Consider the following 14,025-nt stretch of genomic DNA (forward strand, 5'->3'; position numbering starts at 1 on the left):
CGTACAGATTCTATGTAAATCATAATCTACCGATTACAACAAAGCGTCTAAACTATCTGCGTAGGTTTGTTTCGGAGCAACCCCTACTTGTTTTCCTACTACTTCTCCGTTATGAAAAACCAACACAGTTGGAATATTTCTCACTCCGTATTTTGCAGCAAATTCTTGGTTTGCGTCAACATCAACCTTTCCTACTACTACTTTTCCGGCGTATTCTTCGCTGATTTCGTCAATGATTGGCCCAACCATTCTACAAGGCCCACACCATGCTGCCCAAAAATCCACCATTACCGGTTTGTCTGATTTCAAAACTACTTCTTCAAAAGTAGCATCTGTTATTGCTAAAGCCATATTTTTTTTATTTAAATGTTTAAGGTTTCAAAACCTGAGTACAAATTTAGAAATTAAAAACCAATCAAACGCCATTCATAAATTAGTTTTGGTTATAAGTGTATTGCCAATTGTTATTTTCAGTAAATGTCAGGAGCTATTTCCTGCTGTACGCTGTATCTTTCCTTGCCTAAAGAAGGCAAGAAAAGGATGCCGCTTCCATCAGGGCTAGGACATAGTGCTCTAATTCAGCTTAAAGTTAATCTGCATTTTCTCCAGCTCCACCAACAATTCATTTGAGATTTTGATTTTCAATTTTCTGCTCGGCATCGTTAATTTGGTTACAACCTTAATTTCTTCTACTTCTTCCACTTTTGCTACAATATTTATCTCTGGAATTTCGAGAGCTTCCATTTCAGAATCTTCATTCTCGTCGACAAAAGCAACCTCTTCATTTTCTATTTCAACAGGAGCAACAGCAACCAGTCGTTTCGTTTTTTCCAATTCCATGATTTCAAAAGACACTGTGTTGTCCCCTTTATTCTCTTGAAAAAGGTGGCTTAACTTATGGATAAAATCATTTTCTAAATCTGATATGTTCAGAAGCAAGATTAATTTCTTAGCAAAAATATCCAATACATCCTGTAATTGTTTCGCATCAGTAAACTGCATTCTTGGTTCCGATTTTTTACCCGTTTCCCTATTAACCCATCCGTCTTTAATCAGGATTTTAAAATAAACAAAATTATTAGGCAGCAAGTATCGATGAAAATTCAAATACTCTTCGTTAAATATTTTAAATTCAAAACTTTCCTCAAAACCTTCTAAGTTAAAAATCGCCCATTCCTTACCGTTTTTGGCGATTCTTCTTTGCACATTAGAAACAATACCTCCAAAAGCAAGGGTTTTACCCACGTAAAGCTCCATATTTTTAAGCATTTCCAATTTCGAATTGCAAAAATGCTTCATTTCAAATTTAAAATCATCCAACGGATGCCCCGAAATATAAATCCCAACAACCTCTTTTTCTTTGGCGAGTTTTTCCATCGTACTCCAATCCTCGCAAGGCGGCACGACAGGTTCTGCAATTTGCACTTCGCTGGTATCGCCAAACAAACTCACTTGCGACGAATTTTCATTCTCCTGAAACTTCGACCCATACCGAATCGCTTTTTCATAAAAGGTAATTCCATCGCCATCATCATGAAAATATTGCGCTCTCGTTGTTCCTAAAAACGAATCGAAACCTCCAGCCAAAACCAGATTTTCCAATGCTTTTTTATTGGCTGCACGCAAATCAATACGTTTAGTCAAATCAAAAATCGATTTGTATCTTCCATCTTTTCTATTCTCCACAATTGTTGCCACAGCTCCAGATCCCACACCTTTTACGGCACCCATCCCAAAACGCACCGCATAATCATCGTTCACCGTAAATTTATAAAATGACTCATTTACATCAGGTCCCAAAACCTGTAATCCCATGCGCTTGCATTCCTCCATAAAGAACGAAACCTGCTTAATATCACTCATATTATTAGACAAAACCGCGGCCATATATTCGGCAGGATAATTGGCTTTTAAAAATGCCGTTTGGTACGCAATCCAAGCGTAACAAGTCGAGTGCGATTTATTGAAGGCATATTCCGCAAAAGCTTCCCAGTCTTTCCAGATTTTCTCCAGCTTATCTTCGGCATGCCCTTTGGCGGCAGCCTGACTGATAAATTTGGGTTTCATTTTATCCAAAACGTCTTTTTGCTTTTTCCCCATCGCTTTACGCAAAACGTCGGCATCACCTTTAGAGAAATCCGCCAGTTTTTGGGACAAAAGCATTACTTGTTCTTGGTAAACGGTAATTCCGTAGGTATCTTTTAGCAATTCTTCGCAGGCATCAAGGTCATAAACAATTTCTTCCTCGCCGTTTTTCCGCTTGACGAAACTCGGAATATAAGCAATCGGTCCCGGACGATACAACGCATTCATCGCAATCAAATCGGGAAAAACCGTTGGCTTCAATTCCTTCATGTATTTCTGCATTCCCGGACTCTCATACTGGAAAATCCCTACCGTTTCACCCCGTTGAAAAAGCTCATAGGTTTTTAAATCATCAATTGGGAATTCATCGGGATTCAGGTCAATTCCGGTTCTGTATTTTACTAATTTGACCGTGTCTTTTATCAGTGTCAGGGTTTTCAAACCCAAGAAATCCATCTTCAACAAACCGGCGCTTTCCACGACCGAGTTGTCAAATTGCGTCACATACAAATCGGAATCTTTGGCGGTAGCCACAGGAACAAAATTCGTAATATCGCTTGGCGTAATAATTACTCCACAAGCGTGAATTCCTGTATTTCTAAGATTCCCTTCTAAAACTTTGGCTTGCTGAATGGTTTCTCCACCCAAATCACTTCCATTGGCAAGACCTATTAATTCTTTTATTTTATCAAATTCTTCCGGACGAACCACCTTCTTAATGACATCTTCTTTTTCATTCAAAAATCGCGCTAAATTCCACTTGGACGGCATCATCCCCGGAATCAATTTTGCTATTTTATCGGCTTCAAATAAAGGCAAATCCAAAACACGAGCGGTATCTCTAATCGCCGATTTCGTTGCCATTTTACCATACGTGATAATCTGCGCCACTTGTTTCGAGCCGTATTTCCTGATCACATAATCCATAACGCTGCTGCGTCCTTCGTCATCAAAATCGATATCAATATCGGGTAGTGACACACGATCCGGATTCAGGAAACGCTCAAAAAGCAGGTTGTACATTAAAGGGTCGATATTGGTGATTTTCAAACAATACGCCACCACCGAACCTGCCGCAGATCCCCGACCAGGACCTACTGAAACGCCCATGCTTCTCGCCTCGGCAATTAAATCCTGTACAATCAGGAAATATCCCGGATAACCCGAATTGGATATCGTCAATAATTCAAAATCCAGTCGTTCCTGAATTTCTTCTGTGATTTCAGGATATCTTCGATTGGCTCCTTCAAAAGTCAAATGCCTTAAATACGCATTTTCACCTCGTACTCCACCATCAACGGCATCTTCTGGATTATTAAATTCAACCGGAATTTCAAATTTTGGCAATAAAACTTCACGAGCCAAATCGAAAATTTCGATTTTATCCACAATCTCCGAAATATTCGAAATCGCTTCCGGCAGATTTGCAAAAAGCTGTTTCATTTCGTCCCCCGACTTGAAATAATACTCCTGATTGGGCAATCCGTAACGATAGCCTCGCCCACGGCCTATAGGCGTAGTTTGTTTTTCACCGTCACGCACACAAAGCAAAATATCATGTGCATTCGAATTTTCTTTGTCTATATAAAAGGTATTGTTCGTTGCAACAATCTTAACATCATGCTTTCTCGCTAGTGAAATCAAAGATGCATTCACCCGATTCTCATCTTCTTGATTGTGACGCATCACCTCAATATAAAAATCTTCCTTGAACTCGTCTTTCCACCAAAGCAACGCATCTTCAGCTTGGTTTTCACCAATATTTAAAATCTTGTTTGGGATTTCGCCATAGAGATTTCCAGACAAAACAATAATATCTTCTTTGAATTCCTGAATGACTTTCCTGTCTATTCTTGGCACATAATAAAATCCTTCGGTATACGCGATGGAAGACATTTTAGCCAAATTATGATAGCCTTTTTTGGTCTTCGCCAAAAGCACTATTTGGTATCCGTTGTCTTTTACCGACTTGTTTTTATGATCTTCACAAACAAAGAACTCGCAACCTACAATTGGTTTAATCGTAACTTCGGTAGGTTCTTCACCATTTGCGACAGCGGCTTTATTCTTGGCTTCAGCGGCTTTATTATGGTATAAAATATCGCGAACAAAATGAAAAGCACCCATCAAATTCGCATGATCCGTCATGGCAACCGCAGGCATTTTTTGTTGTGCCGCCGCTTTTACCAATGCCGCAATACTAATGGTAGACTGCAACACCGAAAATTGGGTATGATTGTGCAAATGCACGAAAGGCGTATCAACAAGTACCTTTTTATTCTCTGAAATCTCTTCTCTGGAAACTGCCGGCGCTTGTTTTTCTCCAAATTGCTGACGAATTTTATCAGATGCTTCTTTGAGATTAATATGTTTTAAACCAATCAGCTGAATCTCATATGGATTCTTATTTTGGAAATCTTTAAAATAGCCAATTTCAACATCGAGTTCTTCTTTAGTGAAAACATCCCGACGAATTAATTCCAAGAAACAACGCGTAGTTGCCTCCACATCGGCAGTGGCGTTGTGCGCTTCACCGAAGGGCTTATTAAAAAGATAACTATGTAATTCGGTTAAAGTTGGCAATTTGAATTTTCCTCCTCGTCCACCAGGCAACCGCAATAAGGAAGCGGTAACTTCAGTACATGTATCCAAAATAGGCATCGAACTCATTTGGCTTTCAACCCCCATTCTATAAAACTCGCAACCCATGATATTGATATCAAAACCTAAATTCTGACCAACAATAAATTTGGCTTTGCCTAAAGCTATATTGAATTTTTCTAAAACTTCCGCCAAGGAGATTCCATCGGCTTCCGCCAATTCCGTAGAAATACCGTGAATTCGTTCCGCATCATACGGAATATTAAAACCTTCGGGCTTCACCAAATAATCCTGATGCTCAAGAAGTTTTCCCATATCGTCGTGCAACTGCCAAGCGATTTGGATACACCGCGGCCAGTTATCCGTATCTGAAATGGGAGCGCCCCAACGCTTTGGTAATCCTGTAGTTTCGGTATCGAATATTAAGTACATAGCTGGAATTGAAGTGTTTGTAATTCTTTAAAATCACAAAAAATGAATTTCAAATTTAGGATTTTTTTAGATAGAATAACCCCTAAATCAGAACAAAAAAATTCATAATAATCGTTAAGAATCACCCTACTAATTATCCTGTGGTTTAGTGCAAAATCATCCCAAAACAACCTATTAAAAGAACAAATAAACTCTCCATGCATTTTTTGGATGTCGTAGTATTTCACCAAAAAAAATTGAAATAAAAGCCCAAAAAAAATACTGCATTAGTTATGTAAAAAGCCCGAAAAAGGCATTCTATAGGAAATAAAACACGACGCTAATTTTGTTAATTATTACTATTTCAATTCGTTTTGTTACATTTTTTGAATCAAAAACACCTCATTTACACCAAAATAGCGATAAATTTGCAAATTATCAAATTGGACCTATTTAAAATAAAAATAGCTTTAAAAAGAAATTTAATATCAAAATAAAAAGATGGTATTCAAACTACAAACCTATAACTGAAGAGGTAAGGTGTTGTAAAAACAGTTTGGGTATCGTATATAATGAAATATTAAAATTGACAACCTTATTTCTTTTTTTAAATTTGTTCCCATTGTTACAACTTTATGCAAACAATTTGGTTGTAAAAGAAGAAATACACTTAAAAAATATTTAAAATGAGTACTACATTATTTGACAAAGTATGGGATTCGCATGTTGTGCGTAAAATTGAAGATGGACCAGATGTGTTTTTTATTGACCGTCATTTCATCCATGAAGTTACTAGTCCTGTAGCTTTTTTAGGTTTAAAAGAAAGAGGTATTACGGTTTTATACCCAGAACGCACTTTTGCAACTGCCGATCACAATACACCAACAATAAATCAACACTTGCCTGTTGCAGACGCATTATCTGCTAATCAATTAAAAGCATTGGAAGACAACGCAGCAGAATATGGTATTTCTCACTGGGGATTAGGTCACCAAAAAAATGGAATCGTTCACGTAGTAGGTCCTGAAAACGGAATTACTTTACCGGGCGCAACTATTGTTTGTGGAGATTCTCATACTTCTACGCATGGTGCTTTTGGTGCTATTGCTTTTGGTATCGGAACTTCTGAGGTTGAAATGGTGATGGCTACACAATGTATCATGCAACCGAAACCAAAGAAAATGCGTATCAACGTAAATGGTGAATTAAGCAAAGGTGTTGGTCCAAAAGACGTTGCACTTTATATTATTGCACAATTAACTACTTCCGGAGGTACAGGATATTTCGCAGAATATGCAGGAGATGTTTTTGAAAACATGTCTATGGAAGGTCGTATGACCGTTTGTAACTTGAGTATCGAAATGGGTGCTCGTGGTGGTATGATTGCTCCTGACCAAAAAACATTTGATTTCTTAGAAGGAAGGTTATACGCTCCAAAAGGCGAAGCTTGGGATAAAGCGGTAGCGTATTGGAAAACGTTAAAAACAGATGCTGATGCAATTTTTGATGCAGAATTAAACATCAATGCAGCAGACATTGAACCAATGATTACGTATGGTACGAATCCTGGAATGGGAATTGGTATCTCAAAAAATATTCCAAACGCCAACCAAGTAGAAGGTGGTGAGGAAACATATAAAAAATCTTTAGCCTACATGGGCTTTGAAGAAAATGACGTAATGATTGGCAAACCAATTGATTTTGTTTTCTTGGGAAGTTGTACCAATGGTAGAATTGAAGATTTTAGAGCTTTTACAGAAATTGTAAAAGGAAGAAAAAAAGCAGATAATGTTACCGCTTGGTTAGTTCCAGGTTCTCACGTAGTAGAAGCTCAGATTAAAGAAGAAGGTCTTTTGGACATTCTTACTGAAGCTGGTTTTGTATTGCGTCAGCCAGGTTGTTCTGCTTGTTTAGCGATGAATGATGACAAAGTACCTGCAGGAAAATATGCAGTAAGTACTTCAAACAGAAACTTCGAAGGTCGTCAAGGTCCAGGTTCAAGAACATTATTGGCAAGTCCAATTATGGCCGCTGCAGCTGCAGTTACCGGAAAACTAACAGACCCTAGAGATTTGATGTAAACGATTTCTGAACATTCCGTTTACAATAGTACAATTTAGATTACACAAAATAATATTAACGATTACGATTACATTTTCCTCACGGTAAATTAAAAATCAGCAATCGTTAATCAAAAATCAAAAATCACAATGGCATACGATAAATTTAACATCCTTACGAGTAGTGCAGTGCCACTACCAATAGAAAATGTGGATACCGATCAAATTATCCCAGCACGTTTCTTAAAAGCTACCAAACGTGAAGCTTTTGGAGACAATCTTTTCAGAGACTGGAGATACAACGGAGATGATACTCCAAAAGCAGATTTCGTATTGAATGACGCCACTTACAGCGGAAAAATATTAGTAGGCGGAAAAAACTTTGGTTCGGGTTCATCAAGAGAACACGCAGCATGGGCAGTTTACGATTATGGATTCCGTGCAGTTGTTTCAAGTTTCTTTGCAGACATCTTCAAAGGAAACTGCTTAAACATTGGTGTTTTGCCAGTACAAGTTAGTCCGGAATTTGCTGAAACAATCTTCAATGCTATTGAAGCTGATCCAAAAACAGAATTGGAAATCAATCTCCCTGAACAAACCATTACGCTAAAAGCAACTGGTCAAAAAGAATCTTTTGATATCTCTGGATACAAAAAAGACAATATGGTTAACGGTTTTGATGATATTGATTATTTACAAAATATCAAAGAAGAAATTGTTGGGTTTGCCAACAAGCTTCCTTACTAAAAAACAAACAATAAAAATGCAGTTACTGTAAGCTCAACTTTATTGTTAGCTTAGTAACTGCTTTTTACAATTTTACAAAATACAACAACAAGATTTCAAATTACTGAAATCGAAACCGCTTTAGCATCAAATTCATAATGGAAAAAAGAAAAATTGAAATAATGGATACGACGCTCCGTGATGGCGAACAAACCTCGGGAGTATCATTTTCTGCTGCAGAAAAACTAACCATTGCACAATTGTTGCTGGAAGAATTAAATATTGATAGAATTGAAATTGCTTCAGCACGCGTAAGTGAAGGCGAATTTCAAGGTGTAAAAGGGATAATGACCTGGGCAAATGAGAAAGAATATGCTAACCGAATCGAAGTTTTAACATTTGTTGACGGTGGACTTTCGATAGATTGGATGAAAAAGACTGGAGCCAAAGTCCAAAATTTACTGACCAAAGGATCTCTCAACCATTTAACGCACCAACTAAAGAAAACGCCTGAACAACATTTTACTGAAATTGCTCAAGCCATTGCATTGGCTCAAGAAAACAATATCGAAACTAATGTCTATCTTGAAGATTGGAGTAACGGAATGCGCAATTCACCTGAATATGTGTTTCAATATTTAGATTTTTTGACCAAACAACCGATTAAAAGAGTCTTACTACCAGATACTTTGGGCGTTTTAATCCCTTCTGAAACATTTGAATTTATTTCGAAAATTATAGCGCGATACCCAAATACCCATTTTGATTTCCATGCACATAACGACTACGATTTAAGTATCGCTAATGTAATGGAAGCTGTAAAAGCAGGTATTCAAGGGCTTCACGTAACCGTAAACGGAATGGGAGAACGTGCTGGAAATGCACCGCTTGAAAGCACCGTTGCCGTAATCAATGACTTTTTACCAGAAATAAAAATCAGTGTAAAAGAATCTTCATTGTACTCTGTGAGTAAATTGGTAGAAACTTTCACAGGATATAGAATCCCTGCTAACAAACCTATTGTTGGAGATAATGTGTTCACCCAAACAGCAGGTATACACGCCGATGGAGACAACAAAAATAATTTATATTTTAATGATTTACTTCCGGAACGCTTTGGAAGAAAACGAAAATATGCATTAGGAAAAACTTCTGGTAAAGCCAATATTGAAAAAAACCTTCAGGAATTAGGGTTGAAATTAAACCCCGAAGATCTAAAATTAGTTACGCAACGTATCATTGAATTAGGCGACAAAAAAGAAACCGTTACCAAAGAAGACTTACCTTATATTATTTCTGATGTTTTAGACAGTCAGACTTACGAAGAGAAAATTGTAGTTGAATCCTATGTATTGGTTCACGCCAAAGGAATGCGACCTTCTACCACAATCTGTTTAAAAATAGATGGTGAAGTAATCGAAGAGCATGCTCAAGGTGATGGACAATTTGATGCTTTTATGAATGCTCTAGCAAAAATTTATAAAAGTAAAAAAATGGAATTACCTAAATTGATTGACTATGCTGTGCGAATCCCTCCAGGAAGTAGCTCTGATGCATTGTGCGAAACCATAATTACCTGGACGAATCATGGAAAAGAATTTAAAACGAGAGGATTAGATTCAGACCAAACAGTTGCTGCTATCATTGCTACGCAAAAGATGTTGAATGTGGTTACTGCCCAATAACAATAAACAAAAAACAATATTAATATAAAACTTACCTAATGAAATTTAACATAGCCCTTTTAGCCGGAGACGGAATTGGACCAGAAGTAATCAATGAAGCAGTAAAAGTTTCTGATGCTATTGCAAAGAAATTTAACCACGAAATCAACTGGACTCCAGCTCTTACAGGAGCTTGTGCCATTGATGCTGTTGGCGTTCCTTATCCTGATGAAACGCATGAAATTTGTATGGCTGCTGATGCAGTTCTATTCGGAGCTATTGGACACCCAAAATACGATAACGACCCAAGTGCACCTGTAAGACCAGAACAAGGTTTATTGTTGATGCGTAAAAAATTAGGCTTATTTGCTAATGTACGTCCTACATTTACATTCCCATCTTTGATTGACAACTCTCCTTTGAAAAGAGAACGTATTGAAGGTACAGATTTGATCTTTTTAAGAGAACTTACCGGAGGAATTTATTTTGGTGAAAAAGGAAGAAAAGACGGTGGCGAAACCGCTTTTGACACTTGTACGTACACAAGAGTCGAAGTACAACGTTTAGCTAAAAAAGGTTTTGAACTGGCTATGACCCGTTCAAAGAAATTATGTTGTGTTGATAAAGCAAACGTATTGGAAACTTCCCGTTTATGGAGAGAAACAGTACAAGCTATGGAAAAAGAGTATCCTGAAGTAACGGTGAGTTATGAATTCGTAGATGCCGTAGCAATGCGTTTGGTTCAATGGCCAAATTCGTACGACGTCTTGATTACTGAAAACTTATTTGGAGACATATTAACCGATGAAGCTTCTGTAATTTCTGGTTCTATGGGATTAATGCCATCTGCATCAGTAGGAGAGCATACTTCATTGTACGAACCTATTCATGGTTCTTATCCACAAGCGACAGGATTAAATATTGCCAATCCATTAGCTACAGTATTATCTGCAGCAATGATGTTTGAAGATGCTTTTGGATTAAAAGAAGAAGCAGAAGCGATTAGAGCAGTAGTAAACAAATCATTGGAACAAGGAATTGTAACAGAGGATTTAGCCGGAAAAGATGCTAAAGCGTATAAAACTAGTGAAGTTGGTGACTGGTTAGTTGCAAATTTGTAAAACAATTATATAATTCTGTAGAAATGCAACGTATTGCATTTCTACAGGATATCTAGCAAACAAAAAAGGTGTCAATAAATTGACACCTTTTTTTATATTGTAGAAAAAAATATTAATATCCTCCTCTGTTTCCACCACCACGGTTATCTCCACCACGGCTGTTTCCACCACCATAACCACCGCGTGAATCTCCACCACGACTGTTATTGTTAAAACTTCTTCTTTCACCTTCTGGTTTTGGCTCAGATTTGTTTACTACAATTGCACGTCCTTGAACAGTAGCTCCGTTCAATTCATCAATTGCTTTTTGAGCTTCGTCATCATTTGTCATTTCAACAAAACCGAAACCTTTACTTCTTCCAGTAAATTTATCAGTAATGATTTTAACTGAATCAACTGCTCCATAAGCCTCGAAAGACTCTCTTAAATCTGCTTCCTCAATACTGAATGGAAGACTTCCAACAAAAATATTCATATGTACTTATTTAAATAATAGAACAAATGTACTGTTATTTTTTTTCTAATCTACTATAGATTAGCTTATTTATAATTTTTATTTTAAATCAAAAAAGAAAAAGAATAGTATAAACCACCTAATTGAAGTCTTTTAAGAAGACAACCCGCCATAATTTATTGAACAAATGAACTCACAGGAACTTTATAAAAAAATCCTTGTTGAAAATTTAGAACTGGTCCAGCTAACGGATTATTGTAAGTATTTTCCGCATTAAACTTAAACGTACCAGTAACTGTGTTGTTGACAGCGTCATATTCCGTAATCACAATTTGACCATCACCAACACCAAATCCTGTTGAAAAAGTAATTAAACCACCCGTGACATCAGTTACAACGTAAGTCACTTTTTTAGAATCACTCGTTCCTAGCAAATAAGTTTGGGCTATAGTAGCATTAACTTTTAAAGATAAAATTTCATTTCTCGTATAGGCTTCAATAAGCAAAGATCCGTCAGGATATTTTATGGCGTTTGACTGAACAGCTCTCCAAAACACATTATCTTTCAAGCCTTGCAAAGAAGGATTATTAAAGCTAACATCTTCCTGACAAGAAACTAAAGAAAAAATCACAGCAAAAAACAAAAAATATTTTTTCATAAAAAAGCATCTTTTAAACAAACAAAAGTATGAATATAATAGCTAAAAAAATAAAATAGAGCTGAAAATACGCCTTTAATCAACTCTAATTCATTACCATTTATTAAAATACTATTCGAATTAGCAATTATAAATAAAAAATGTATCTTTGCACCCTTAATTAATAGAGGTCGAGAACCTCAAAATTTAATCACAAGATTATGTCAGTAAAAATTAGATTACAAAGACACGGTAAAAAACAAAAACCTTTTTACTGGGTTGTAGCGGCAGATGCTCGCTCAAAAAGAGATGGTAAATACTTAGAGAAAATCGGTACTTACAATCCAAACACTAACCCAGCAACTATCGAATTAAACCTTGATAGCGCAGTAAAATGGTTGCACAATGGTGCTCAACCTACTGATACTGCTAAAGCAATTCTTTCTTACAAAGGTGCTTTATTGAAACACCACCTTGATGGAGGTATTCGTAAAGGAGCTTTAACTCAAGAACAAGCTGATGCAAAATTAGCTACTTGGTTAGAAGCTAAAGCCGGAAAAGTGGATGCTAAAAAAGAAGGTTTGACTAAAGCTCAAGCTGCTGATAAAGCAAAAGCTTTCAAAGCAGAACAAGAAGTAAACGCAAAACGTTTAGCTGCTGCCGCACAAGCAGAAGCTGATGCTATTGCTGCTGCAACCCCTGCTGTTGAAGAAGAAATTGCTGAAGTTGAAGCTGAAGAAGCTCCAGCTGCAGAAGAAAATAACGAAACAACTGAAGCATAATTTTAGAAGGCGAACATGCGTAAAGAAGATTGTTTCTATTTAGGTAAAATCGCTAAAAAATTTAGTTTCAAAGGGGAAGTTCTTGCCTATTTAGACACGGACGAACCTGAGTTATACGAAAACTTGGAATCAGTGTTTGTTGAATGCAACAAACACTTGGTTCCTTTTTTTATTGAAAGCAGTTCACTGCATAAAAACGACTTTCTTCGCATTCGTTTTGAAGATATGAACACCGAAGAAGATGCCGATGCCATTATAGGTAACGCCATTTATCTACCCTTAAATATGTTGCCAAAACTTACCGGCAATAAATTCTACTTCCATGAAGTAATTGGTTTCGAAGTTGAAGACAAACGCTTAGGCGTTGTTGGAAAAATTCAATCCATTAATGACACCACTGCCCAACCCCTTTTTGAAGTTTTAAATGGTGATGTAGAAATCCTCATTCCTATGATTGACCATTTCCTTGTAAAAATTGACAGAGGAAATAAAAAAGTCATCATGGATTTACCTGACGGACTGATCGAAATGTATCTTTAGAAAGCTTAATCGGTTATTTCTTTATTCGGTTAATCAATAAAATCAAAGACTTCATTTTACTATACACTTATTGAATCCGGTAAATCCGCATTTACAAAAAATCTTAAATCAACAATCTTAAATCATCATGTTTTCATTCAAGCAATTCACAATCCAACAAGATCGTTGTGCCATGAAAATTGGGACCGACGGTGTTTTACTTGGCGCTTGGACACCAATTGAAAACAATCCATTTAGCATTTTAGATATTGGAGCTGGAACAGGTGTTATCGCTTTAATGCTTGCGCAAAGAAGCAACGCAGAACAAATTGACGCTTTAGAAATCGACGAAGAAGCCTACGAACAATCCGTAGACAATTTTGAGAACTCCCCTTGGAATGATCGCTTATTTTGTTTTCATGCTGGTCTGGATGAATTTGTAGAAGAACCAGAAGACGAGTACGATTTAATCATTTCCAATCCTCCATTTTACACTGAAGATTACAAATCCGAAAACGAACAACGCGATTTAGCTCGTTTTACTGATGCGATGCCTTTTGAAGACTTAATTGAAGCGGCGGCTTTGCTACTTTCTGAAAACGGTATTTTTTCTGTCATAATTCCTTTCAAAGAAGAAACACTTTTTTTGGCGCTTGCCAAAGAATATGAATTACATCCTTTGAAAATTACCCGGGTAAAAGGAACCCCAACTACCGAAATCAAGCGCAGTTTATTGGCTTTTAGCCGAAATGAAAATGCCATCATTACTATTGACGAATTGATTATCGAAACTTCGAGACATCAATACACTCCAGAATATATCGAATTGACAAAAGATTTTTACTTGAAAATGTAATTTGGAATTTCATCCAAATAAGTCAACTCCCTTATTTAAAATAAATTTCGAACGGATTAGCTATTTTATTGTAAATTAGTAGTCCATGATTTTTTCATTAAAATCACG

Annotated in this window: 10 protein-coding genes and 1 pseudogene; 7 read left to right on the plus strand and 4 right to left on the minus strand. The window is 36.7% G+C overall.

The window, feature by feature from the left end:
* Window positions 1-33: 33 nt before the first annotated feature.
* Window positions 34-354: pseudogene (gene trxA / locus ACNQGG_RS00105) on the minus strand (thioredoxin); the annotation flags it as partial.
* A gap of 219 nt (window positions 355-573) precedes the next feature.
* Entirely contained in the window at window positions 574-5,118 is a 4,545-nt protein-coding gene (dnaE, locus tag ACNQGG_RS00110) for a DNA polymerase III subunit alpha (protein ID WP_417960372.1), read from the minus strand.
* Window positions 5,119-5,783: 665 nt separating this feature from the next.
* On the opposite strand from dnaE, the gene leuC reads away from it, so the two are divergent.
* From leuC to leuB, 4 genes are all read left to right on the plus strand, one after another.
* Window positions 5,784-7,178 carry a 3-isopropylmalate dehydratase large subunit gene (gene leuC / locus ACNQGG_RS00115; RefSeq protein WP_417960374.1) on the plus strand — a complete coding sequence of 465 codons (1,395 nt, stop codon included), beginning with the start codon at window positions 5,784-5,786 and terminating at the stop codon, window positions 7,176-7,178.
* Between the two features lie 129 nt (window positions 7,179-7,307).
* Entirely contained in the window at window positions 7,308-7,904 is a 597-nt protein-coding gene (gene leuD / locus ACNQGG_RS00120; RefSeq protein ID WP_416841991.1) for a 3-isopropylmalate dehydratase small subunit, read from the plus strand.
* Between the two features lie 137 nt (window positions 7,905-8,041).
* A complete protein-coding gene (locus ACNQGG_RS00125; RefSeq protein ID WP_417960376.1) occupies window positions 8,042-9,568 on the plus strand; it encodes an alpha-isopropylmalate synthase regulatory domain-containing protein in 1,527 nt (508 codons plus the stop codon).
* A 38-nt stretch (window positions 9,569-9,606) separates the two neighbouring features.
* Window positions 9,607-10,668: a 3-isopropylmalate dehydrogenase gene (gene leuB / locus ACNQGG_RS00130; protein ID WP_416855563.1), complete on the plus strand. Its 1,062-nt coding sequence runs from the start codon at window positions 9,607-9,609 to the stop codon at window positions 10,666-10,668.
* Between the two features lie 112 nt (window positions 10,669-10,780).
* Here leuB and ACNQGG_RS00135 read toward each other — a convergent pair whose 3' ends face one another.
* Window positions 10,781-11,143: an RNA recognition motif domain-containing protein gene (locus tag ACNQGG_RS00135; protein ID WP_035668600.1), complete on the minus strand. Its 363-nt coding sequence runs from the start codon at window positions 11,141-11,143 to the stop codon at window positions 10,781-10,783.
* 155 nt (window positions 11,144-11,298) lie between these two features.
* Entirely contained in the window at window positions 11,299-11,781 is a 483-nt protein-coding gene (locus ACNQGG_RS00140; protein WP_417960378.1) for a DUF6252 domain-containing protein, read from the minus strand.
* Window positions 11,782-11,981: 200 nt separating this feature from the next.
* On the opposite strand from ACNQGG_RS00140, the gene ACNQGG_RS00145 reads away from it, so the two are divergent.
* The 3 genes from ACNQGG_RS00145 to ACNQGG_RS00155 all read left to right on the plus strand — a co-directional run bounded on the left by ACNQGG_RS00145 (window position 11,982) and on the right by ACNQGG_RS00155 (window position 13,917).
* Window positions 11,982-12,542, plus strand: coding sequence for a 30S ribosomal protein S16 (locus ACNQGG_RS00145; protein ID WP_417960380.1), 561 nt, complete (start codon window positions 11,982-11,984; stop codon window positions 12,540-12,542).
* Between the two features lie 15 nt (window positions 12,543-12,557).
* Window positions 12,558-13,082, plus strand: a complete 525-nt coding sequence (rimM, locus tag ACNQGG_RS00150; RefSeq protein ID WP_416855566.1) for a ribosome maturation factor RimM — start codon at window positions 12,558-12,560, stop codon at window positions 13,080-13,082.
* 127 nt (window positions 13,083-13,209) lie between these two features.
* Complete coding sequence (locus tag ACNQGG_RS00155) at window positions 13,210-13,917, plus strand: tRNA1(Val) (adenine(37)-N6)-methyltransferase (protein ID WP_417960383.1); 708 nt, start codon at window positions 13,210-13,212, stop codon at window positions 13,915-13,917.
* Window positions 13,918-14,025 lie beyond the last annotated feature (108 nt).

Source organism: Flavobacterium esculini, assembly GCF_048284325.1.
In the GTDB taxonomy this organism is placed as follows: domain Bacteria; phylum Bacteroidota; class Bacteroidia; order Flavobacteriales; family Flavobacteriaceae; genus Flavobacterium.